General features: G+C 40.9%; 27 protein-coding genes. All 27 read right to left on the bottom strand.

What is annotated here, in order from left to right; all coding sequences use genetic code 11:
• Positions 1 to 19: 19 nt before the first annotated feature.
• The 27 genes from rplR to rplL all read right to left on the bottom strand — a co-directional run bounded on the left by rplR (position 20) and on the right by rplL (position 21,901).
• Positions 20 to 382: a 50S ribosomal protein L18 gene (gene rplR, locus V7183_RS03235; protein ID WP_000628816.1), complete on the bottom strand. Its 363-nt coding sequence runs from the start codon at positions 380 to 382 to the stop codon at positions 20 to 22.
• Positions 383 to 413: 31 nt separating this feature from the next.
• Positions 414 to 953, bottom strand: coding sequence for a 50S ribosomal protein L6 (gene rplF, locus V7183_RS03230; protein WP_003194369.1), 540 nt, complete (start codon positions 951 to 953; stop codon positions 414 to 416).
• 32 nt (positions 954 to 985) lie between these two features.
• Positions 986 to 1,384: a 30S ribosomal protein S8 gene (gene rpsH / locus V7183_RS03225; protein ID WP_000245511.1), complete on the bottom strand. Its 399-nt coding sequence runs from the start codon at positions 1,382 to 1,384 to the stop codon at positions 986 to 988.
• A gap of 29 nt (positions 1,385 to 1,413) precedes the next feature.
• Positions 1,414 to 1,599: a 30S ribosomal protein S14 gene (gene rpsN / locus V7183_RS03220; protein WP_001085700.1), complete on the bottom strand. Its 186-nt coding sequence runs from the start codon at positions 1,597 to 1,599 to the stop codon at positions 1,414 to 1,416.
• A gap of 33 nt (positions 1,600 to 1,632) precedes the next feature.
• Entirely contained in the window at positions 1,633 to 2,172 is a 540-nt protein-coding gene (rplE, locus tag V7183_RS03215; protein ID WP_097898928.1) for a 50S ribosomal protein L5, read from the bottom strand.
• 26 nt (positions 2,173 to 2,198) lie between these two features.
• Complete coding sequence (rplX, locus tag V7183_RS03210) at positions 2,199 to 2,510, bottom strand: 50S ribosomal protein L24 (RefSeq protein ID WP_017150133.1); 312 nt, start codon at positions 2,508 to 2,510, stop codon at positions 2,199 to 2,201.
• A gap of 38 nt (positions 2,511 to 2,548) precedes the next feature.
• Positions 2,549 to 2,917 carry a 50S ribosomal protein L14 gene (gene rplN / locus V7183_RS03205; RefSeq protein ID WP_000615912.1) on the bottom strand — a complete coding sequence of 123 codons (369 nt, stop codon included), beginning with the start codon at positions 2,915 to 2,917 and terminating at the stop codon, positions 2,549 to 2,551.
• A 43-nt stretch (positions 2,918 to 2,960) separates the two neighbouring features.
• Positions 2,961 to 3,224 carry a 30S ribosomal protein S17 gene (rpsQ, locus tag V7183_RS03200; RefSeq protein WP_011983253.1) on the bottom strand — a complete coding sequence of 88 codons (264 nt, stop codon included), beginning with the start codon at positions 3,222 to 3,224 and terminating at the stop codon, positions 2,961 to 2,963.
• Between the two features lie 20 nt (positions 3,225 to 3,244).
• Complete coding sequence (rpmC, locus tag V7183_RS03195; protein WP_000855718.1) at positions 3,245 to 3,445, bottom strand: 50S ribosomal protein L29; 201 nt, start codon at positions 3,443 to 3,445, stop codon at positions 3,245 to 3,247.
• The gene (gene rplP, locus V7183_RS03190; protein ID WP_097898929.1) at positions 3,435 to 3,869 is read right to left on the bottom strand and encodes a 50S ribosomal protein L16; all 435 of its coding nucleotides are present in this window, start codon (positions 3,867 to 3,869) and stop codon (positions 3,435 to 3,437) included. The genes rpmC and rplP overlap by 11 nt, the downstream gene beginning before the upstream one ends.
• 1 nt (position 3,870) lies before the next feature.
• Positions 3,871 to 4,530: a 30S ribosomal protein S3 gene (gene rpsC, locus V7183_RS03185; protein ID WP_097898930.1), complete on the bottom strand. Its 660-nt coding sequence runs from the start codon at positions 4,528 to 4,530 to the stop codon at positions 3,871 to 3,873.
• Between the two features lie 3 nt (positions 4,531 to 4,533).
• Positions 4,534 to 4,875, bottom strand: a complete 342-nt coding sequence (rplV, locus tag V7183_RS03180; protein ID WP_097898931.1) for a 50S ribosomal protein L22 — start codon at positions 4,873 to 4,875, stop codon at positions 4,534 to 4,536.
• Between the two features lie 17 nt (positions 4,876 to 4,892).
• Entirely contained in the window at positions 4,893 to 5,171 is a 279-nt protein-coding gene (gene rpsS, locus V7183_RS03175; RefSeq protein WP_000124454.1) for a 30S ribosomal protein S19, read from the bottom strand.
• A 60-nt stretch (positions 5,172 to 5,231) separates the two neighbouring features.
• The gene (gene rplB / locus V7183_RS03170) at positions 5,232 to 6,062 is read right to left on the bottom strand and encodes a 50S ribosomal protein L2 (protein WP_335358660.1); all 831 of its coding nucleotides are present in this window, start codon (positions 6,060 to 6,062) and stop codon (positions 5,232 to 5,234) included.
• A gap of 28 nt (positions 6,063 to 6,090) precedes the next feature.
• Positions 6,091 to 6,381, bottom strand: coding sequence for a 50S ribosomal protein L23 (gene rplW / locus V7183_RS03165; RefSeq protein ID WP_097898933.1), 291 nt, complete (start codon positions 6,379 to 6,381; stop codon positions 6,091 to 6,093).
• A complete protein-coding gene (rplD, locus tag V7183_RS03160) occupies positions 6,381 to 7,004 on the bottom strand; it encodes a 50S ribosomal protein L4 (RefSeq protein ID WP_097898934.1) in 624 nt (207 codons plus the stop codon). Before rplD ends, rplW begins: the two co-directional genes overlap by 1 nt.
• A 25-nt stretch (positions 7,005 to 7,029) precedes the next feature.
• A complete protein-coding gene (rplC, locus tag V7183_RS03155; RefSeq protein WP_097898935.1) occupies positions 7,030 to 7,662 on the bottom strand; it encodes a 50S ribosomal protein L3 in 633 nt (210 codons plus the stop codon).
• A 34-nt stretch (positions 7,663 to 7,696) separates the two neighbouring features.
• Positions 7,697 to 8,005, bottom strand: coding sequence for a 30S ribosomal protein S10 (gene rpsJ / locus V7183_RS03150; RefSeq protein ID WP_001040596.1), 309 nt, complete (start codon positions 8,003 to 8,005; stop codon positions 7,697 to 7,699).
• Between the two features lie 394 nt (positions 8,006 to 8,399).
• The gene (tuf, locus tag V7183_RS03145; protein WP_097898936.1) at positions 8,400 to 9,587 is read right to left on the bottom strand and encodes an elongation factor Tu; all 1,188 of its coding nucleotides are present in this window, start codon (positions 9,585 to 9,587) and stop codon (positions 8,400 to 8,402) included.
• Positions 9,588 to 9,704: 117 nt separating this feature from the next.
• Positions 9,705 to 11,783 (bottom strand): elongation factor G, encoded by a 2,079-nt coding sequence (gene fusA / locus V7183_RS03140; RefSeq protein ID WP_097898937.1) that lies wholly within the window; start codon positions 11,781 to 11,783, stop codon positions 9,705 to 9,707.
• Between the two features lie 210 nt (positions 11,784 to 11,993).
• The gene (gene rpsG, locus V7183_RS03135) at positions 11,994 to 12,464 is read right to left on the bottom strand and encodes a 30S ribosomal protein S7 (RefSeq protein ID WP_003194344.1); all 471 of its coding nucleotides are present in this window, start codon (positions 12,462 to 12,464) and stop codon (positions 11,994 to 11,996) included.
• A 29-nt stretch (positions 12,465 to 12,493) separates the two neighbouring features.
• Entirely contained in the window at positions 12,494 to 12,916 is a 423-nt protein-coding gene (rpsL, locus tag V7183_RS03130; protein WP_001142341.1) for a 30S ribosomal protein S12, read from the bottom strand.
• Between the two features lie 115 nt (positions 12,917 to 13,031).
• The gene (locus tag V7183_RS03125; RefSeq protein WP_097898938.1) at positions 13,032 to 13,280 is read right to left on the bottom strand and encodes a ribosomal L7Ae/L30e/S12e/Gadd45 family protein; all 249 of its coding nucleotides are present in this window, start codon (positions 13,278 to 13,280) and stop codon (positions 13,032 to 13,034) included.
• Positions 13,281 to 13,393: 113 nt separating this feature from the next.
• The gene (gene rpoC / locus V7183_RS03120) at positions 13,394 to 17,008 is read right to left on the bottom strand and encodes a DNA-directed RNA polymerase subunit beta' (RefSeq protein WP_097898939.1); all 3,615 of its coding nucleotides are present in this window, start codon (positions 17,006 to 17,008) and stop codon (positions 13,394 to 13,396) included.
• Between the two features lie 37 nt (positions 17,009 to 17,045).
• On the bottom strand, positions 17,046 to 20,576 hold the full coding sequence (gene rpoB, locus V7183_RS03115) for a DNA-directed RNA polymerase subunit beta (protein WP_097898940.1): 3,531 nt from the start codon (positions 20,574 to 20,576) through the stop codon (positions 17,046 to 17,048).
• Between the two features lie 289 nt (positions 20,577 to 20,865).
• Positions 20,866 to 21,465 (bottom strand): class I SAM-dependent methyltransferase, encoded by a 600-nt coding sequence (locus tag V7183_RS03110; RefSeq protein WP_335358659.1) that lies wholly within the window; start codon positions 21,463 to 21,465, stop codon positions 20,866 to 20,868.
• Positions 21,466 to 21,541: 76 nt separating this feature from the next.
• Positions 21,542 to 21,901 (bottom strand): 50S ribosomal protein L7/L12, encoded by a 360-nt coding sequence (gene rplL / locus V7183_RS03105; RefSeq protein ID WP_000159736.1) that lies wholly within the window; start codon positions 21,899 to 21,901, stop codon positions 21,542 to 21,544.
• Positions 21,902 to 21,936: the final 35 nt, after the last annotated feature.

The following is a 21,936-nucleotide window of genomic DNA, read 5'->3' as shown; positions in this document are numbered from 1 at the left end:
ATTTTCCCTCCTTTGACCATTAAAATTGTAATCCAGCCTCACGAGCAGCTTCAGCTAGAGCTTTAACACGGCCATGGTATAAGTAACCACCGCGATCAAATACTACTTCTTTAACGCCTTTCTCTACAGCACGCTTAGCAACTGATTCTCCAACTTTCGTAGCAGCTTCAATATTGCTAGTACCGTTAAGAGCAAGGTCTTTATCAAGAGTAGATGCACTTACTAATGTTACACCATTTACATCATCAATAACTTGAGCGTAAATATGTTGATTAGAACGGAATACGTTTAAACGTGGACGTTCTGCAGTACCAGTAAGTTTAGCACGTACGCGTGCATGTCTTTTCTTACGAGTCGCATTTTTATCAGCTTTAGTGATCATTCTTGTCACTCCTTTCTCTCACCTAACGGGTTTACTTAGCAGTTTTACCTTCTTTACGACGAACAACTTCGCCTTCGTAACGAATACCTTTGCCTTTATATGGCTCTGGAGCACGTACAGCACGGATGTTAGCAGCAAATTCGCCAACACGTTGCTTGTCGATACCTTTAATTACGATTTTAGTTGGTGCAGGTACTTCAACTTCAAGTCCTGCTTCCGGAGTCATTTCTACTGGATGAGAATAACCTACGCTTAATACAAGTTTATCACCTTGTTTTTGAGCACGGTAACCAACACCGACTAATTCAAGTCCGCGTGCGAAACCTGTAGTTACACCTTCAACCATGTTTCCGATTAAAGCACGAGTTGTACCGTGTAATGCACGGTGTTCCTTCTGTTCAGATGGACGCTCAACTGTTAGTGTATTTTCTTCAATTTTGATAGACATATCAGCATTGAAAGTACGAGTTAATTCACCTTTAGGGCCTTTTACTGTTACAGTATTGTCTTCTGCAACTGTGATAGTAACACCTGCAGGGATTTCAAGAATCTTTTTACCAATACGAGACATGTGGTCACACCTCCGTTCGTTTTAAATATATATTACCAAACGTATGCTACTACTTCTCCACCAGTTTGTAATTGACGAGCATCTTTGTCTGTCATTACTCCCTTAGATGTAGAAACAAGAGCGATACCTAATCCGTTAAGTACACGTGGTACTTCGTCAGCTTTAGCGTAAACGCGTAAGCCAGGTTTACTGATACGTTTTAATCCAGTGATTACACGTTCATTGTTTGCACCATATTTCAGGAAAATACGAAGGATACCTTGTTTGTTATCCTCGATGTATTCTACATCACGAATGAAACCTTCACGTTTTAAAAGTTCAGCGATCTCTTTTTTGATTTTAGAAGCAGGAACCTCTAATTTCTCATGACGTACCATGTTCGCATTACGGATGCGAGTAAGCATATCTGCAATTGGATCTGTCATCACCATGTGTTTTACCTCCTTCCCATTTGTGGGTTTTACCAACTAGCTTTTTTAACACCAGGAATTTGACCTTTATATGCAAGTTCACGGAAACAAATACGGCAAAGTTTAAATTTGCGGTATACAGAATGCGGACGACCGCAGCGTTCGCAACGTGTATACTCTTGTACTTTAAACTTAGGAGTACGCTTTTGTTTCGCAATCATAGATTTTTTAGCCACGTTTTCGCCTCCTCTACTTAGCGTTGGCTTCCATTATTTTTGGAATGGCATACCGAATTGTGTTAAAAGTTCACGAGCTTCTTCATCAGTTTTCGCTGTAGTAACGATTACGATGTCCATACCGCGGACTTTGCTTACTTTATCATAATCAATCTCAGGGAAAATAAGTTGCTCTTTAACACCTAACGTATAGTTACCACGACCATCAAAAGATTTCTTAGATACACCACGGAAATCACGTACACGTGGTAAAGAAACAGCTACTAATTTGTCGAAGAACTCATACATTTGCTCACCGCGTAAAGTAACTTTCGCACCGATAGGCATACCTTCACGAAGACGGAAACCTGCGATAGATTTCTTCGCGCGAGTGATAACAGGTTTTTGACCTGTGATTTGAGTTAATTCCTCTACAGCATTGTCTAATGCTTTAGAGTTTGCTACCGCATCACCAACACCAGTGTTGATAACGATCTTTTCGATCTTCGGTACTTGCATTACAGATTTATAGTTAAACTTGCTCACTAGAGCAGGAGTAATTTCCTTTTGGAACTTCTCTTTAAGGCGATTCAATGAAGTGACCTCCTTTCTTAAGAAAATTATTTATCTAATAATTCACCAGATTTTTTTGCAATACGAACTTTTTTACCATCTTCCACTTTGAAGCCTACGCGAGTAGGTTCACCTGTTTTCGGATCTAATGGCATAACATTAGATACGTGAATAGGTGCTTCTTTCGTGATGATTCCACCTTGTGGATTTAATTGAGATGGCTTAGAGTGTTTCTTTACGATGTTAACACCCTCAACGATAACACGGTTTTCTTTTGGGAAAGCTACTAGGATAACACCTTGTTTTCCTTTGTCTTTACCAGTGATTACCTGTACTTTATCACCTTTTTTTACATGCATCTTAATTCTGCACCTCCTTAGCAAGGCAATACCTTAAATTATAGAACTTCTGGAGCTAAAGAAACGATCTTCATGAAATTGCTATCACGTAATTCACGAGCTACTGGTCCGAAGATACGAGTACCACGTGGGCTCTTATCGTCTTTAATGATAACCGCTGCGTTTTCATCAAATTTAATGTAAGAACCGTCCGGACGACGAGCTCCGCTCTTCGTACGTACCACTACTGCTTTAACAACGTCACCTTTTTTAACAACGCCACCTGGTGTTGCTTGTTTTACCGTAGCAACGATAATATCACCGATGTTAGCATATTTACGACCAGAGCCGCCTAATACTTTAATTGTTAAAAGTTCACGTGCACCAGAGTTGTCAGCAACTTTCAAACGAGATTCTTGTTGGATCATGTTATGAAACCTCCCTTCGGACTAAAAATTCCGATTCGTCTATTTAGATAATAACCGCTTCTTCAACGATTTCAACTAAACGGAAACGCTTAGTAGCAGAAAGCGGGCGAGTTTCCATGATTTTAACGATATCGCCAACTTTTGCTTGGTTTTGCTCATCATGCGCTTTGTACTTCTTAGAATACTTAACGCGTTTTCCGTACAAGGAATGAGTTTTGTAAGTTTCAACTAAAACTGTAATCGTTTTGTCCATTTTGTCAGATACAACACGACCAGTATAAACTTTGCGTTGGTTACGTTCGCTCACTTTGCAAACCTCCCCTCAATTTATCGATTAATTCCGATCTCTCTTTCACGAACTACAGTTTTCATACGAGCGATCGCTTTACGCACTTCACGAATGCGAGTTGGATTCTCTAATTGTCCTGTAGCAAGTTGGAAGCGAAGATTAAACAACTCTTCCTTTAAAGCTTTAACTTTTGTTTCGATTTCGGCAGTGGTTAATTCACGAATATCATTAGTTTTCATTAGATTCACCACCATTTTCTTCACGTTTTACGAATTTACATTTCACTGGTAATTTGTGAGCTGCAAGACGTAATGCTTCGCGTGCTACCTCTTCAGATACACCCGCGATTTCGAACATAATTTTCCCAGGTTTTACTACTGCTACCCAGCCTTCTGGTGCCCCTTTACCGGAACCCATACGTACTTCAAGAGGTTTTGCAGTGTAAGGTTTAGAAGGGAAAATTTTAATCCATACTTTACCGCCACGTTTCATATAACGAGTCATTGCACGACGAGCTGCTTCGATTTGACGGTTAGTGATCCATGAAGCGTTTTGCGCTTGAAGACCGAATTCACCGAAAGCAATTTCAGCTCCACCTTTTGCACGACCACGCATTTTACCACGATGCTCTCTACGATATTTTACGCGTTTAGGCATTAACATATTATTTTCCTCCTTCCTCAGAAGCTTTCTTTTTTGTAGGAAGGACTTCTCCACGGTAGATCCATACTTTTACGCCTAATTTACCGTATGTTGTATCAGCTTCAACTGCTGCATAGTCAATATCAGCGCGAAGTGTATGAAGTGGAACAGTTCCTTCACTGTAAGATTCTGCACGAGCGATATCAGCTCCGCCAAGACGACCAGAAACCTGTGTTTTGATACCTTTAGCTCCTGCACGCATAGCACGTTGAATTACTTGCTTCTGTGCACGACGGAAAGATACACGGTTTTCTAATTGACGAGCGATGTTTTCCCCTACTAATTTAGCGTTAAGATCAGCTCTCTTAACTTCTAAAATGTTGATGTGTACACGCTTGCCTGTAAGTTGGTTAAGAGCTTTACGAAGTGCTTCAACTTCAGTACCACCTTTACCAATTACCATACCAGGTTTTGCAGTGTGAATTGTAACATTTACACGATTTGCTGCGCGTTCGATTTCTACTTTAGCAACAGCAGAATCTTTTAAGCGAGCTGTGATGTATTCACGGATTTTGATGTCTTCATGTAAAAGTGTAGCGTAATCTTTTTCAGCGAACCAACGAGATTCCCAGTCACGAATAACACCGACACGAAGACCAATTGGATTAACCTTCTGACCCATCGATTATCCCTCCTTTTTTTCTGATACCACAACTGTAATGTGGCTTGTGCGTTTGTTAATTTGGCTTGCACGACCCATTGCACGTGGACGGAAACGTTTTAACGTAGGACCTTCGTCAACGAAAACTGTTTCAACAACTAGGTTGTTAACATCCATTTCATAATTATGTTCTGCATTTGCGATTGCAGATTTTAAAACTTTCTCTACAACTGGAGAAGCAGTTTTTGGTGTGTGGTTAAGGATAGCAATCGCTTCACCCACTTGCTTACCTCGGATTAAGTCTACTACTAAACGAACTTTACGAGGGGCAATACGAACTGTTCTCGCTACTGCTTTAGCTTGCATTGAAATGCCTCCTCTCATTATCTTCTAGTTTTCTTATCGTCAGCAAGGTGACCTTTATACGTACGAGTTGGTGCGAATTCACCTAACTTATGGCCAACCATATCCTCAGTGATGTACACAGGTACGTGTTTACGACCGTCATATACAGCAATTGTATGACCGATGAACTGAGGGAAGATTGTTGAACGGCGAGACCAAGTTTTAACAACTTGTTTTTGCTCAGATGCAACTAATTTTTCCATTTTACTCATTAAGTGATCATCGACAAATGGTCCTTTTTTTAAGCTACGAGCCATTTTGGTGCCTCCCTTCGTGATTGGCGTACGGTTCTAGAAATGAACCGTACTACAATCCCATTATTTTTTACGACGACGAACGATAAATTTATCAGACGCTTTATTTTTCTTACGAGTCTTGAATCCAAGAGTTGGTTTACCCCATGGAGACATTGGAGACTTACGTCCGATTGGTGAGCGACCTTCACCACCACCGTGTGGGTGATCAACTGGGTTCATTACAGAACCACGAACAGTTGGGCGCTTGCCTAACCAGCGAGAGCGACCTGCTTTACCGATTTTGATAAGTTCATGTTGTTCGTTACCTACTTGACCTACTGTAGCACGACAAGCAGATAATACTAGACGTACTTCACCAGAAGTTAAACGTACAAGTACGTATTTTCCTTCTTTACCAAGTACTTGAGCAGAAGTTCCTGCAGAACGAACTAATTGTCCGCCGCGTTCAGGCTTAAGCTCGATATTATGAACAACAGTACCTACTGGAATGTTGATTAATGGTAATGCGTTACCGATTTTAATATCAGCATCAGCGCCAGACATAACTTCCATACCTACTTCTAAGTTCTTAGGAGCAAGAATGTAACGTTTTTCACCGTCAACGTAGTTAATTAATGCGATATTCGCAGAGCGGTTTGGATCGTATTCGATCGTAGCAACGCGTCCTGGAATTCCATCTTTGTTACGTTTGAAGTCGATGATACGGTATTGACGCTTATGTCCGCCACCTTGGTGACGTACAGTGATTTTACCTTGGTTATTACGACCAGCCTTTTTGCTTAAAGGCGCAAGTAAAGATTTTTCCGGTCTGTCAGTCGTAATTTCAGCGAAATCATTCGTTGTCATGTTACGACGACCATTAGTAGTTGGATTATACTTTTTAATTGCCATCTCAATTTCCCTCCTTCTTTAGTAAGAATTAAACGCCTTGGAAGATTTCGATTTCTTTGCTGTCAGCAGTTAGCTTAACGATTGCTTTACGACGACGGTTAGTAAAACCAGCGTGACGACCAACGCGTTTTGCTTTCGGCTTGTAGTTCATGATGTTCACTTTTTCTACTTTAACACCAAAGATCGCTTCTACAGCATCTTTAACTTCTGTTTTATTAGATTTAACGTCCACATCGAACGTGTATTTTTTTTCAGCCATCATTTCCATAGAACGTTCAGTGATAACTGGGCGCTTAATGATATCACGAGGATCTCTCATTATGCAAGCACCTCCTCTACTTTTTCCACTGCCGCTTTTGTCATGATTAGCTTATCATGATGAAGCACGTCTAAAACGTTTACGCCATCAGCAGTGATTACTGTTACTCCAGGAATATTGCGAGCAGATAACTCTACAGATTCGTTTGCATCAGCAGTTACGATAAGAGCTTTCTTTTCAACAGTTAATCCTTTAAGTACTGCTACCATGTCTTTTGTTTTTGGTGCATTTAACACTAGGTCTTCAAGAACTACAATGTTGTTCTCTACTACTTTAGTAGCTAATGCAGATTTAATAGCTAAGCGACGAACTTTCTTAGGAAGTTTGTAAGCATAGCTTCTTGGTGTAGGTCCGAATACCGTACCACCACCACGCCATTGAGGAGAGCGGATAGAACCTTGACGAGCACGTCCAGTTCCTTTTTGACGCCATGGTTTACGACCTCCACCGCGCACTTCAGAGCGAGTTTTTACTTTGTGTGTACCTTGACGTAAAGACGCACGTTGCATCATTACAGCTTCAAAAAGTACAGCTTCATTTGGTTCGATACCGAAAATAGCTTCAGCTAATTCGATTTCACCAACCTGTGAACCAGTTTGGTTATATAAAGTAACTTTTGGCATTGGAATTCCTCCTTCCTATTGTGAATTATTTGCTAGCCTTCACAGCGCCTTGAACAACTACAAGAGATTTCTTAGCACCTGGAACGTTACCTTTTACTAACAATAAGTTGCGCTCAGCGTCAACTTGAACGATTTCTAAGTTTTGAACCGTAACTTGGTCTCCACCCATACGTCCAGCAAGTTTTTTGCCTTTGAATACGCGGTTCGGAGCAACTGGGCCCATTGAACCTGGACGACGGTGATAACGAGAACCGTGAGACATAGGTCCGCGAGATTGTCCGTGGCGTTTAATAGCACCTTGGAAACCTTTACCTTTAGAAATTCCTGTTACGTCAACGATTTCACCTGCAGTGAAAACTTCAACTTTTACCTCTTGACCAACCTCTAATCCGTCCACGTCTGCATCGCGGATTTCGCGAATGAAGCGCTTAGGAGCAGTAGTTGCTTTAGCAACGTGACCTTGTTCAGGCTTGTTAGCTAATTTTTCACGTTTATCGTCAAATCCTAACTGGATCGCATTGTAGCCATCAGTTTCAGTTGTTTTCTTTTGAAGAACAACGTTTGGAGTTGATTCGATTACTGTTACAGGGATTAGCTCACCGTTTTCAGCAAATACTTGAGTCATACCGATCTTTCTTCCTAAGATTCCTTTGGTCATGAGTTACACCTCCTACATTTTTAAGTTATATAAATTATAGTTTGATTTCGATATCTACACCAGATGGTAAGTCTAAACGCATTAATGAGTCTACTGTTTGTGGAGTAGGGCTCACGATGTCGATTAGACGTTTGTGCGTGCGCATTTCGAATTGCTCACGAGAATCTTTGTACTTATGAACAGCACGAAGAATTGTGTAAACAGTTTTCTCAGTTGGTAATGGGATCGGACCAGAAACTGTTGCCCCAGAACGCTTAGCTGTTTCTACAATTTTCTCAGCTGACTGATCAAGAATACGGTGATCGTAAGCTTTTAAACGGATACGAATTTTTTCTTTTGCCATTATTTTCCCTCCTTCGTTCGCCTATTTCTAAAATAGACCTTCTCCATGGAAATTTCCTCACACCATGCCATGGCAAAGCGGCCGGGTGTGTCAGCAACCTTCCACTTCATCGCAGTCAAAGACCAACATTGTCTATTATACAATGTTATTCGTCTAGATGCAAGCATCTTTTTGTTTGCATCTGCTTTTCTCTACTTTTGCTATTATACATGGCACTTTAAAGAATTTCAAGTTTTCATCTGTCGTAATTCTTTTTACAGTTTTTGGATTATCTATTTTTACGATTTATATACTATAGAAGAAACTCATCAAAATTAAAAAAACCTTTCTTCTATATAAATAAACATAAAAAGACCCAAGGGAAAATCCCTTGGGTCTTATATATCAGTTAAGATTACTCAACGATAGTTGCAACTACGCCGTAACCTACTGTACGTCCACCTTCACGAATAGAGAACTTAGTTCCCTCTTCGATTGCGATTGGAGCGATAAGTTCGATAGTCATTTCAACGTTGTCACCAGGCATTACCATTTCAGTACCTTCTGGTAATTGGATGATACCAGTTACGTCAGTTGTACGGAAATAGAATTGCGGACGGTAGTTAGCGAAGAATGGAGTGTGACGTCCACCTTCTTCTTTAGATAATACGAAAACTTCAGCTTTGAATTTAGCGTGAGCTTTTACAGAGCCAGTTTTAGCAAGAACTTGTCCACGTTGGATATCTTCACGAGCAACCCCACGAAGTAAAGCACCGATGTTGTCTCCAGCTTCAGCTTGGTCAAGAAGCTTACGGAACATTTCTACACCAGTTACAGTTGTAGTAGCATTCTCTTCAGCAAGACCGATGATTTCTACTACGTCACCAACTTTAACTACACCGCGCTCTACGCGACCAGTAGCAACTGTACCACGACCTGTGATAGAGAATACATCCTCTACAGGCATTAAGAATGGTTTGTCAGTTTCACGTTCTGGAGTTGGGATGTAAGCATCAACTTCAGCCATTAACTCAACGATTTTAGCTTCCCACTCAGCATCTCCTTGAAGAGCTTTAAGAGCAGAACCTTTAACTACAGGAATGTCGTCGCCTGGGAATCCGTATTCAGATAATAGGTCGCGAACTTCCATTTCTACTAATTCTAATAGTTCTTCGTCGTCTACCATGTCGCATTTGTTTAAGAATACAACGATGTAAGGTACACCTACTTGACGAGAAAGAAGGATGTGCTCACGTGTTTGAGGCATTGGGCCATCAGCAGCAGATACTACTAAGATACCGCCGTCCATTTGAGCAGCACCAGTGATCATGTTTTTAACATAGTCAGCATGTCCTGGGCAGTCAACGTGTGCATAGTGACGAGTTTCAGTTTCGTACTCAACGTGTGCAGTTGAGATTGTGATACCGCGCTCTCTTTCTTCTGGAGCAGCATCGATTTGGTCGTATCCGCGTGCTTCAGCACCACCAGCTTTTGCAAGAACTGTAGTGATCGCAGCAGTTAATGTAGTTTTACCATGGTCAACGTGGCCAATTGTACCGATGTTAACATGGGGTTTAGAACGTTCGAATTTAGCTTTAGCCATTCTAAATTCCTCCTTAGTTTATATAGGTTATTTTATATTTAGACTAGAAAGTAAGACTTAAGCCTCACTTTCTAAGCTTACATAAGTAGTTATACTTGAACAATCGATAAAAATCAATTATTCACCTTTATTTTTTTTAATAATTTCTTCTGAAACAGACTTCGGTACTTCTTCATAATGATCAAATGTCATTGAGAATGTTCCGCGTCCTTGAGTGTTAGAACGTAATGACGTTGCATAACCGAACATTTCAGAAAGTGGAACCATAGCGCGAACAACTTGTGCGTTACCGCGAGCTTCCATACCTTCTACACGTCCACGACGAGATGTTACGTCACCCATAATGTCACCCATGTACTCTTCAGGAATTACAACTTCAACTTTCATCATTGGCTCAAGAATTACTGGGCTACATTTAGAAACCGCAGCTTTAAGCGCCATAGATGCAGCGATTTTGAACGCCATCTCAGAGGAGTCAACATCATGGTAAGATCCGTCAACTAATGCAGCTTTAATGTCAACTAGTGGATAACCAGCTAGTACACCATTTTTAAGTGCATCTTCAAGACCTGCTCCAACAGCTGGGATGTATTCACGTGGAACTACACCACCGACGATCTTGTTTTCGAATTCGAATCCTTTACCTTCTTCGTTAGGTTCAAACTCAATCCAAACGTGACCGAATTGTCCACGACCACCAGATTGACGAGCGAACTTACCTTCAACTTTCGCAGCAGCGCGGAAAGTCTCACGGTATGCTACCTGAGGAGCACCAACGTTTGCTTCTACTTTGAATTCACGGCGCATACGGTCAACGATGATATCAAGGTGAAGTTCACCCATACCAGCGATGATTGTTTGGCCAGTTTCTTGGTCAGTGTGAGCACGGAATGTTGGATCTTCTTCAGAAAGCTTAGATAATGCTGTACCCATTTTATCTTGGTCAGCTTTAGATTTTGGTTCGATAGCTACAGAAATTACTGGCTCTGGGAATTCCATAGACTCAAGGATAACAAGGCTCTTCTCGTCACAAAGAGTATCACCAGTAGTAGTATCTTTTAAACCTACAGCAGCAGCGATGTCACCAGCGTAAACTGTTGAAATCTCTTCACGGCTGTTTGCGTGCATTTGTAGGATACGACCTACACGCTCACGCTTACCTTTAGTTGAGTTTTTCACGTATGATCCAGAGTTTAACACACCAGAGTACACACGGAAGAATGTTAACTTACCAACATAAGGGTCAGTCATGATTTTGAATGCTAATGCCGCGAAAGGCTCTTCATCGCTAGAATGACGTTCTACTTCTTCGTCTGTATCTGGAAGAGTACCTTTAATAGCAGGTACGTCTAATGGAGACGGTAGGTAGTCGATAACTGCATCTAACAGAATTTGAACACCTTTATTTTTGAATGCAGAACCACAGATTACTGGGAAGAATTCTACAGAAGTTGTAGCCTTACGGATACCAGCTTTAAGCTCTTCTACAGTGATTTCTTCACCTTCTAGGTACTTCATCATCATTTCTTCATCAAGCTCAGCTACCGCTTCAATAAGTTTCCCACGGTATTCTTCAGCTAGCTCTTTATGTTCTTCAGGAATTTCGATACGTTGAATATCCGTTCCTAAATCGTTACCGTACATGTAAGCACACTCTTCAACAAGATCAATGATACCATTGAACTCATCTTCAGCACCGATTGGTAACTGAATTGGGTGTGCGTTTGCTTGTAAACGGTCATGGATTGTACCTACAGAGTATAAGAAGTCTGCACCGATTTTATCCATTTTGTTAACGAATACGATACGAGGTACGCCGTAAGTAGTAGCCTGACGCCAAACAGTTTCTGTTTGTGGTTCTACACCAGATTGTGCATCAAGTACTGCTACTGCGCCATCAAGTACGCGTAAAGAACGTTCTACTTCTACTGTGAAGTCTACGTGTCCTGGAGTGTCAATGATGTTTACACGGTGACCTTTCCATTGAGCTGTAGTTGCAGCAGAAGTAATTGTGATACCACGCTCTTGCTCTTGCTCCATCCAGTCCATCTGAGATGCACCTTCGTGAGTTTCACCGATTTTATGAATACGGCCTGTATAGTACAGGATACGTTCAGTTGCTGTTGTTTTACCAGCATCGATGTGAGCCATGATACCAATATTACGAGTGTTTTCTAAAGAGAACTCTCTTGCCATTTGGTGTCTTGCTCCTTCCATATATGGATTGGATTATTTTTATTTTAAGTAGCAAAAAAGCCACTTTATTTTGTTACATATGTCAGTATGTTCAGTACCCTCATTATGTAAAACGAGCGCCCATTGAAAGGGAGAGGCATTCTCCCTCTCCACACTTCCATAAGCGACAAATAAAGCGGTTTATGCTTACAATTTATTTTACGTTGAATCCTACCAACGGTAATGAGCAAATGCTTTGTTAGCTTCTGCCATTTTATGAGTGTCTTCACGTTTCTTAACAGATGCACCAGCATTGTTAGCTGCATCTAAGATTTCGTAAGCTAAACGCTCTTCCATAGTTTTTTCACCACGAAGACGAGCATAGTTTACTAACCAGCGAAGACCTAAAGTTGTACGGCGTTCTGGACGAACCTCAACTGGAACTTGGTAGTTAGCACCACCAACACGACGAGCGCGTACTTCAAGAACAGGCATGATGTTCTTAAGAGCTTGCTCGAATACTTCCATTGGTTCTTTACCAGCACGTTCACGAACGATATCGAACGCGTTATAAAGAATTGTTTGAGATTTACCTTTTTTACCGTCAACCATCATTTTGTTGATTAGGCGTGTTACAAGTTTAGAATTGTACATTGGATCTGGTAACACGTCACGTTTCGCAACAGGTCCTTTACGAGGCATATTGAGTTCCTCCTTTCATTTTAAGTTTATTATTTTTTAGCAGGTTTTGGTCTCTTAGTACCATATTTAGAACGTCCTTGCATACGTTTGTCAACACCAGCTGTGTCAAGCGCACCACGAACGATGTGGTAACGTACCCCCGGTAAATCCTTTACACGACCACCGCGAATTAATACTACGCTATGCTCTTGTAGATTATGACCGATACCTGGGATGTAAGCAGTAACCTCGATACCGTTTGTTAAACGTACACGAGCGTATTTACGTAACGCTGAGTTCGGTTTCTTTGGAGTCATTGTACCAACACGAGTACATACACCACGTTTTTGAGGTGCAGAGATATCAGTTGATTTTTTCTTTAAAGAGTTGAAACCTTTGTTTAACGCAGGTGATTTAGATTTCCATACTTTATCAGTACGACCATTTCTCACTAATTGGTTAATAGTAGGCATTTGATTTATCCTCCCTTCGCATGTTTGTATGACCACATATCCAGGTGGTTCATTATTAGTTGAAAACAAAGTTTTTGCAAGGGAGAGCAAATGCTCTCTCCTCACAAAAACAGTTTTAACTTATTATTCCTATTGCTGAAGCTCCTACTTGAATCCCCGAAGCTTTTCCAAGCTTACGAACTGATTCAACTTTGGTTATGGGCACGTTATGTTGTAACGCAGTGCGAGCAATAATATGGGTTAACCGCATATCAGCATCTTCTGCAATGACAACTTCTTTAACTGTACCATTTTTGATTGCTTCCAATGTCCGTTTATGACCAACGACTACATTTTCAGCATTTGATACTTTTTGATAAGACATATACATATCCTCCAAAGCATCGTTCAGGAGCAACCTTGCTTATAGTAACATTTTGACTCATACAATGTCAACTAGGATTATCTGTTTTTATACAAAATTTACGACGGAAAATTTTACTGTTCCACGTAAACTTCATCGTTTTCTACATTCATGTCGTCTTGTGTTGTTTTAACAAGATCGACTTTACGATAACGATTCATACCAGTTCCAGCAGGAACAAGTTTACCGATAATAACATTCTCTTTCAATCCTAGAAGTTCATCGCGCTTGCCTTTAATTGCTGCATCTGTTAGAACGCGAGTTGTTTCTTGGAACGACGCTGCAGATAAGAATGAATCTGTTTCAAGTGAAGCTTTTGTAATACCAAGAAGTACTGGTCTTGCTGTTGCTGGTTGTTTACCAGATAGTAACACCTTCGCATTCGCATCAGTAAACTGATGGATATCCAGTAATGTTCCTGGTAATACGTCTGTTTCACCCGCATCGCTTACACGAACTTTGCGAAGCATTTGACGTACCATTACCTCTACGTGCTTGTCACCAATTTCTACCCCTTGCATACGGTATACTTTTTGAACTTCACGTAGTAAGTATTCTTGAACTGATGTAATGTCTGTTACTTTTAGTAATTCTTTCGGATCAATAGAACCTTCTGTTAACTCTTTTCCGTGGCTAATTTGTTGTCCTGGAGCTACTTTCAGACGAGCACCGTAAGGAATTGCATACGTGCGAGCTTCAACCTCACCCTGTACAACAACCTCTTGACGATCTTTAACATCGTTGATCGCCGCGATAACACCGTCGATCTCACTGATAACTGCCTGACCTTTCGGATTACGAGCTTCGAAGATCTCTTGGATACGAGGTAAACCTTGTGTGATATCATCTCCGGCAACCCCACCTGTATGGAATGTACGCATCGTTAACTGTGTACCTGGCTCACCGATAGATTGAGCCGCGATAATACCTACCGCTTCCCCTACTTCTACGTCTGTTCCAGTTGCTAAGTTACGACCGTAACATTTCTTACATACACCATGGCGAGTGTTACATGTAAACGCTGAACGGATGTTTACTGTTTCCACACCTGAGTTTTCAACGATGTGAGCGATATCTTCAGTAATTAATTCATTTTCACGAACTAATACTTCACCTGTTTCAGGATGTTTTACAGTTTTTCTTGCAAAACGTCCAACAAGACGATCATATAATGACTCGATAACTTCATTACCCTCTTTAATCGCACCAATTAGTAAACCACGATCTGTTCCACAATCATCTTCACGGACGATTACATCTTGTGCAACGTCTACAAGACGACGTGTTAAATAACCAGAATCGGCAGTCTTAAGTGCTGTATCGGCAAGACCTTTACGCGCACCATGCGTAGAGATGAAGTACTCAAGTACTGTTAAACCTTCACGGAAACTTGATTTGATTGGAAGTTCGATGATACGACCAGATGGGTTGGCCATCAAACCACGCATACCAGCAAGCTGAGTGAAGTTCGATGCGTTACCACGGGCACCAGAGTCACTCATCATAAAGATTGGGTTGCGCTTATTCAAGGATTTCATCAGTTTTCCTTGGATAACATCTTTCGCATTACTCCAAATAGAGATAACGCGATCGTAACGTTCTTCTTCCGTGATTAAACCGCGACGGAATTGTTTAATTACTTTATCTACTTTTGCTTGTGCTTCGTGGAGAATTTCATCTTTTTCACCTAATACAAGAATATCTGCTACCCCAACTGTAATACCAGCTTTTGTAGAATGTTTAAATCCTAAGTTTTTCATACGGTCAAGCATGCGAGACGTTTCTGTAATTTGGAAACGTTTAAACACTTCCGCAATGATGTTACCAAGGATTTTCTTGCTAAATGGTGCCACTTCTTCGCGACTAGCAATAATCTCTTTAATGTTCGCACCTTTTTCAACGAAATACTTCGCTGGTGTTTCTTTTTCAAGGTTTGAATTTGTTGGCTCGTTAATATAAGGGAACGACTTCGGTAAGATTTCGTTAAATATTAATTTACCAACTGTTGTTAATAGAAGCTTGCTCTTTTGCTCTTCAGTAAATGTTTCATTGTTATTCACTGAGCTTGCAGCAACTGCGACACGAGTATGAAGATGTACATATCCATTTTGGTACGCAAGCAATGCTTCATTTGTATCTTTGAACACCATACCTTCACCAATTGCACCCTCACGCTCAAGTGTTAGGTAGTAGTTACCTAATACCATATCCTGAGATGGTGTAACAACTGGTTTTCCGTCTTTCGGGTTCAAGATGTTTTGTGCCGCTAACATAAGAAGACGCGCTTCAGCTTGTGCTTCTGATGATAACGGAACGTGAACCGCCATTTGGTCACCGTCAAAGTCCGCGTTGTATGCAGTACATACAAGTGGATGAAGACGGATTGCACGTCCTTCTACTAATGTAGGTTCGAACGCTTGGATACCAAGACGGTGAAGTGTTGGAGCACGGTTTAGAAGTACTGGATGCTCTTTAATCACAGATTCTAAAACATCCCAAACTTCAGGTTGTACACGCTCGATTTTACGTTTCGCACTCTTAATGTTGTGTGCTAACCCTTTTTCCACTAACTCTTTCATAACGAAAGGTTTGAACAGTTCAAGCGCCATTTCTTTTGGTAATCCACATTGGTACATCTTTAAGTTCGGTCCTACAACGATTACAGAACGACCAGAGTAGTCAACACGTTTACCTAATAAGTTTTGACGGAAACGTCCTTGTTTACCTTTCAGCATGTGAGATAGTGATTTTAACGGACGGTTACCTGGTCCAGTAACTGGACGACCACGGCGGCCGTTATCGATTAACGCATCTACAGCTTCTTGTAACATACGTTTTTCGTTTTGAACGATAATGCTTGGTGCACCTAAGTCCAATAGACGTTTTAAACGGTTGTTACGATTAATTACACGACGGTATAGGTCGTTTAAGTCAGAAGTTGCAAAACGTCCACCATCTAACTGTACCATTGGGCGTAGTTCTGGTGGGATAACTGGAAGAACATCTAAGATCATCCAAGATGGCTCATTTCCAGAGTTACGGAATGCTTCTAATACTTCTAGACGTTTAATAGCACGAGTACGACGTTGTCCTTGTGCTGTTTTTAATTCTTCTTTTAAGAAGTCTACTTCTTTATCTAAATCGATGTCTTGTAATAGCTTCTTAATCGCTTCTGCGCCCATAGCAGCTTGGAATGTGCTGCCATATCGATCACGATATGCACGGTATTCTTTTTCAGAAAGCAATTGCTTCTTATCAAGTGGTGTATCGCCACTTTCTGTTACAACATAAGAAGCGAAATAAATTACTTCTTCAAGCGCGCGAGGGGACATGTCTAAGACAAGTCCCATGCGGCTCGGGATACCTTTGAAATACCAAATATGAGATACAGGAGCAGCTAATTCGATATGACCCATACGTTCACGACGTACTTTCGCACGCGTTACTTCAACACCACATCGATCACAAACTACACCTTTATAACGTACACGTTTATATTTTCCGCAATGACATTCCCAGTCCTTTTGTGGTCCGAAAATACGCTCACAGAACAAGCCGTCTTTTTCAGGCTTCAACGTACGATAGTTAATTGTTTCTGGTTTCTTAACTTCACCATATGACCAAGAGCGAATCTTGTCAGGTGAAGCAAGTCCAATCTTCATATATTCAAAGTTATTTACATCTATCAAGGGGCCTACCTCCCTTTTAGTCTACAGGTTATCCCAATTATTCCTTAGTTGCCTCAACTTCGATATTTAATTTGTCTGCGGATTGCTGTTCATCATCTTCCGTATCACGCATTTCAATTTCTGTATCGTCGCTAGACATCATTTTAACGTCCATACCTAAACTTTGCAGTTCTTTAATCAATACTTTGAATGATTCTGGAACGCCTGGTTCTGGAACATTTTCGCCTTTAACAATTGCTTCGTATGTCTTAACGCGGCCGACAACATCGTCAGACTTCACTGTTAAGATTTCTTGAAGAGTATAAGCAGCACCGTAAGCTTCAAGTGCCCAAACCTCCATCTCACCGAAACGTTGTCCACCGAACTGTGCTTTACCTCCAAGAGGTTGTTGCGTTACAAGTGAGTATGGTCCAGTAGAACGAGCATGAAGTTTATCGTCAACCATGTGCGCAAGTTTAATCATGTACATGACACCAACTGATACACGGTTGTCGAATGGTTCACCAGAACGTCCATCATATAGAATCGTCTTCGCGTCATTCGCCATACCAGCTTCCTCAATTGTACCCCATACATCTTCCTCACGAGCACCATCGAATACTGGTGTTGCAACATGGATGCCAAGGTATCTTGCTGCCATACCAAGGTGAAGCTCTAATACCTGACCGATATTCATACGAGATGGTACCCCTAATGGGTTCAACATGATATCGATTGGTGTGCCATCTGGTAAGTACGGCATATCTTCTTCCGGTAAAATACGGGAGATAACACCTTTGTTACCGTGACGACCGGCCATCTTGTCACCTTCAGAAATTTTACGTTTTTGAACGATATATGCACGTACAAGTTGATTTACACCTGGTGGCAACTCATCGCCATCTTCACGGTTAAATACTTTTACGTCTAAGATAATACCGCCACCACCATGTGGTACACGTAGTGATGTATCACGTACTTCACGCGCTTTCTCACCGAAGATTGCATGTAATAAACGTTCTTCTGCTGTTAATTCTGTTACACCTTTTGGCGTTACTTTACCAACAAGTAGATCCCCGTCTTTTACTTCAGCACCGACACGAATAATACCTCGCTCGTCAAGGTTGCGAAGTGCATCTTCCCCAACGTTCGGAATATCACGTGTGATTTCTTCTGGTCCAAGCTTCGTATCACGAGCTTCTGATTCATATTCTTCAATATGGATAGAAGTGTACACATCATCTTTTACAAGGCGCTCACTCATAATGATCGCATCCTCGTAGTTATAACCGTCCCATGTCATAAAGCCAACAAGCACGTTACGTCCAAGTGCTAGTTCACCTTTTTCCATAGAAGGACCATCCGCAAGGATTTCACCTTTTACAACTTGATCGCCAACACTTACGATTGGACGTTGGTTGTAACATGTTCCTTGGTTAGAACGAATGAATTTCAACATTTTGTAACGATCTAAATCGCCTTTTACTTTTTGACCGTCAACTTCTACATAGCGACGTACCCAAACTTCACGTGCTTCTACGCGTTCAACAACACCAGGGTGTTTACAAATTACTGCAGCACCTGAGTCTTTTGCTGATACGTACTCCATACCTGTACCTACAATCGGAGATTCCGGATTCATTAACGGAACCGCCTGACGTTGCATGTTCGCACCCATAAGTGCACGGTTGGAGTCATCGTTTTCTAAGAACGGAATACAAGCTGTCGCTGCGGACACTACTTGTTTTGGAGATACATCCATGTAGTCGATACGTTCTTTATTTGTGACAATGTTTTCACCACGGAAACGAGCTACGATATCTTCATCAAGGAATTCTCCTTCTTCAGATAACTTCATGTTCGCTTGGGCTACAACATAATTATCTTCTTCATCTGCTGTTAAGTAATCAACATGGCCCGTTACACGACCAGTTTCTGGATCAACACGACGGTATGGTGTTTCAATGAAACCAAACTCATTTACTTTCGCGAAGGAAGATAACGAGTTAATCAAACCGATGTTTGGTCCCTCTGGCGTTTCAATCGGACACATACGACCATAGTGAGAATAGTGAACGTCACGTACTTCAAAGCCTGCACGCTCACGTGTTAAACCACCGGGTCCTAATGCAGATAGTCTTCGTTTATGTGTTAACTCTGCTAATGGATTCGTTTGATCCATGAACTGAGATAACTGAGAACTTCCGAAGAACTCTTTAATAGATGCAATAACCGGACGAATGTTAATTAACGCCTGCGGTGTAATTGCATTTGTATCTTGGATCGACATTCTCTCACGAACAACACGTTCCATACGAGAAAGACCGATACGGAATTGGTTTTGTAATAGTTCCCCTACAGAACGCAGACGACGATTTCCTAAATGGTCAATATCATCTGTATCCCCTACTTTGTATAGCAGGTTAAAGAAGTAACTAATAGAAGCAAGAATATCACCTGGTGTGATGTGTTTTATGTCACGAGTGATGTTTGCATTCCCAATTACATTGATAGAACGTTCACCGTCTGACTCTGGAGCATAAATCTTAATAGATTGCAGCTCAACATCGCCTTCTACCACTCCACCCATTGGTTTCGCTGTTTTGAATCCAATGTTTTTCTCTAAGTAAGGTAAAATGCGATCTAGTGTACGGCGATCTAAGACTGTTCCTTCTGCCGCTAAAATCTCTCCAGTTTCTGGATCTACTAATGTTTCAGCTAAGCGTTGGTTAAACAATCTGTTTTTAATGTGTAGCTTTTTGTTGATCTTATAGCGACCTACATTTGCTAAATCATAGCGCTTTGGATCAAAGAAACGCGAAACAAGCAAGCTTTTTGCATTTTCTACTGTTGGTGGTTCACCTGGACGTAGACGCTCATAAATTTCAAGCAATGCTTTTTCCGTGCTGTCTGTGTTGTCTTTTTCTAGCGTATTGCTTAAGTATTCGTTATCACCTAAAAGCTCGGTGATTTCTTGATCAGAGCCAAACCCTAATGCGCGTAACAAAACAGTTACAGGAAGTTTACGCGTACGGTCGATACGCACATATACAACATCCTTAGCATCTGTTTCATACTCTAACCAAGCTCCGCGGTTTGGAATTACAGTAGCAGTAAAACCACGCTTTCCGTTTTTATCCACTTTGCCACTATAGTATACGCTTGGAGAGCGAACTAACTGGGAAACGATAACACGTTCTGCACCGTTAATTACGAATGTTCCAGTCTCTGTCATGAGTGGGAAATCTCCCATGAACACATCTTGTTCTTTTACTTCACCAGTTTCTTTGTTGATTAGACGAACTTTCACACGAAGTGGTGCTGCGTACGTCACATCACGCTCTTTGCATTCTTCTACAGAGTATTTCGGTTCACCTAAACTGTAGTCGATAAATTCAAGCGATAGATTTCCCGTAAAGTCTTCAATCGGAGAAATGTCTTGGAACATTTCTCGCAAACCCTCATCAAGAAACCACTGATAAGAAGAGGTTTGAATTTCGATAAGATTTGGTAACTCTAATACTTCACTAATACGGGCATAACTTCTTCGTTGGCGGTGGCGTCCGTATTGAACTAGTTGACCTGTCAACTGCTTCACCCCTCAAATCATGAGTATTATAAATGCACAAAAAAATTGTGCAAAATCACAAATAAATACAGCTAACGCTAGTAGCGTAGCTTTTTCTCTCAAAGATAGATACGTTGAGTCTTTCTACCTGTTCAAAAAAGAAAAATGGCTTCTATAAGAAAACCATCATTCTGTTTCATAATCTGCTGATTTTACTATCTTTTCCAAGAGAAGCAAAAATATACATCTTTCTCAACGCAGAAAATCATATATTGGCATTTTATAATGGTAACATAGCAAAAAAAAACCGTCAACGTTTTTTTGATTTTATGATATAATATCCTTTTTTCTTTTCTACAACTTCGACTTCAGAAAATGTTTCCTCTAGTTTTTTAAGTGCAGATGGTGCACCTTGTTTCTTTTGAATAACAATCCAAAGTTCTCCACCCGGTACTAGATGATGGGCAGCTTCTTCTAAAATCTCATGTACGATATGCTTACCAGCACGAATCGGCGGATTAGATAGAATAGCAGCATACTTGCCATCTACATTTTCATAGACGCTACTTTGAAAAATACGAACGTTTTCAACTTTGTTATTAACCGCATTTTCTTCCGCAAGCCCAAGTGCCCTTTCATTCACATCCACCATGTGAACACTACGCTCCTGAAACTCTTTCGCCAATGATAAGCCGATTGGACCGTATCCACATCCGACATCTAATACATCGCCTTTGATATCCGGCATTTGAAACGCTTCAATTAAAAGACGAGAACCAAAGTCCACCTCGTTTTTCGAAAACACCCCATGGTCAGATAAAAAAACAAACCGCGATCCTCTCAATGTATATTCCCACCGTTTACGATCACTTTTGCTCGAAGGGTCGTTAGAAAAATAATGGTCTGCCATATGGCCACCTCTTTTCTTTACAGTTAAAAAAAAAGCTCGCATGAGAGCGAGCTTTTTTTAAAGCATCAAAAGTTAATTACTTAACTTCTACAGCAGCGCCAACTTCTTCAAGTTTAGCTTTGATTTCTTCAGCTTCTTCTTTAGCAGCAGCTTCTTTGATTACTTTTGGAGTGTTGTCAACTAATTCTTTAGCTTCTTTTAAGCCAAGACCAGTGATTTCACGAACAACTTTGATAACTTTGATTTTTTGTGCACCAGCGCTAGTTAGTTCCACATCAAATTCAGTTTTCTCAGCAGCAGCTTCTCCAGCGCCACCAGCAACAGCTACAGGAGCAGCAGCAGTTACGCCGAATTCTTCCTCGATAGCTTTTACTAAGTCGTTAAGTTCTAATACAGTCATAGATTTAACTGCTTCAATGATTTGTTCTTTAGTCATTGTAAATATCCTCCCTTAAATAGGTTTGTATTGTT

The organism is Bacillus sp. JJ1127 (genome assembly GCF_036965845.1).
Lineage (GTDB): Bacteria > Bacillota > Bacilli > Bacillales > Bacillaceae_G > Bacillus_A.
The sequence above is the reverse complement of the archived record's forward strand: the minus strand, read 5'-3'. Positions and strand labels throughout refer to the sequence as shown.

Coding starts and splice junctions, on each gene's coding strand:
- rpsS (WP_000124454.1), bottom strand. CDS start 5,171: ATGGCTCGTAGCTTAAAAAAAGGACCATTTGTCGATGATCACTTAATG.
- rplN (WP_000615912.1), bottom strand. CDS start 2,917: ATGATCCAACAAGAATCTCGTTTGAAAGTTGCTGACAACTCTGGTGCA.
- rplV (WP_097898931.1), bottom strand. CDS start 4,875: ATGCAAGCTAAAGCAGTAGCGAGAACAGTTCGTATTGCCCCTCGTAAA.
- rpsH (WP_000245511.1), bottom strand. CDS start 1,384: ATGGTGATGACAGATCCAATTGCAGATATGCTTACTCGCATCCGTAAT.
- rplB (WP_335358660.1), bottom strand. CDS start 6,062: ATGGCAATTAAAAAGTATAATCCAACTACTAATGGTCGTCGTAACATG.
- rpsJ (WP_001040596.1), bottom strand. CDS start 8,005: ATGGCAAAAGAAAAAATTCGTATCCGTTTAAAAGCTTACGATCACCGT.
- rpmC (WP_000855718.1), bottom strand. CDS start 3,445: ATGAAAACTAATGATATTCGTGAATTAACCACTGCCGAAATCGAAACA.
- rpsG (WP_003194344.1), bottom strand. CDS start 12,464: ATGCCTCGTAAAGGACCTGTTGCGAAACGTGACGTGTTACCAGATCCA.
- fusA (WP_097898937.1), bottom strand. CDS start 11,783: ATGGCAAGAGAGTTCTCTTTAGAAAACACTCGTAATATTGGTATCATG.
- rplX (WP_017150133.1), bottom strand. CDS start 2,510: ATGCATGTAAAAAAAGGTGATAAAGTACAGGTAATCACTGGTAAAGAC.
- rplP (WP_097898929.1), bottom strand. CDS start 3,869: ATGTTAATGCCTAAACGCGTAAAATATCGTAGAGAGCATCGTGGTAAA.
- rpsC (WP_097898930.1), bottom strand. CDS start 4,530: ATGGGTCAGAAGGTTAATCCAATTGGTCTTCGTGTCGGTGTTATTCGT.
- rplF (WP_003194369.1), bottom strand. CDS start 953: ATGTCTCGTATTGGTAAAAAGATTCTTGAAATCCCTGCAGGTGTTACT.
- rpsL (WP_001142341.1), bottom strand. CDS start 12,916: ATGCCTACTATTAACCAATTAGTGAGAAATGGTCGTACTGATAAAGTA.
- rplL (WP_000159736.1), bottom strand. CDS start 21,901: ATGACTAAAGAACAAATCATTGAAGCAGTTAAATCTATGACTGTATTA.
- V7183_RS03110 (WP_335358659.1), bottom strand. CDS start 21,465: ATGGCAGACCATTATTTTTCTAACGACCCTTCGAGCAAAAGTGATCGT.
- rplR (WP_000628816.1), bottom strand. CDS start 382: ATGATCACTAAAGCTGATAAAAATGCGACTCGTAAGAAAAGACATGCA.
- V7183_RS03125 (WP_097898938.1), bottom strand. CDS start 13,280: ATGTCTTATCAAAAAGTATCAAATGCTGAAAATGTAGTCGTTGGTCAT.
- tuf (WP_097898936.1), bottom strand. CDS start 9,587: ATGGCTAAAGCTAAATTCGAACGTTCTAAACCCCATGTTAACATCGGT.
- rplD (WP_097898934.1), bottom strand. CDS start 7,004: ATGCCAAAAGTTACTTTATATAACCAAACTGGTTCACAGGTTGGTGAA.
- rplW (WP_097898933.1), bottom strand. CDS start 6,381: ATGAGAGATCCTCGTGATATCATTAAGCGCCCAGTTATCACTGAACGT.
- rplC (WP_097898935.1), bottom strand. CDS start 7,662: ATGACCAAAGGAATCTTAGGAAGAAAGATCGGTATGACTCAAGTATTT.